Here is a 243-nt window from a genome sequence, read left to right on the forward strand (position 1 = left end):
ACCGTCTGGTGCGTGTTGCAGCCCAGGCATTTGACCTCGAGGTACAGGTAGCCGGCATTGATCGCGTCCCCGAGCGTCGGGGAGGGCTGGGCAGGGCCCTGGAAGGCGAGCATGCGCTTATTCCAGGCCTCACAGGCCAGCTTGTCGGCCTGCCTGCGGGCTTCTGCCGCGCGCTCCGCTGAGGCGCGTACAGAGGCGCCGTAGATGCTCTCTCGGGACTTCGTACCCATGCCTCAGCATTGC

Annotated in this window: 1 pseudogene; it reads right to left on the reverse strand. The window is 66.3% G+C overall.

The window, feature by feature from the left end:
* Window positions 1-230: pseudogene (locus AC5ZG5_RS46635) on the reverse strand (hypothetical protein); the annotation flags it as partial.
* Between the last annotated feature and the right edge of the window lie 13 nt (window positions 231-243).

It is taken from the genome of Bradyrhizobium sp. Ses1, from assembly GCF_059512365.1.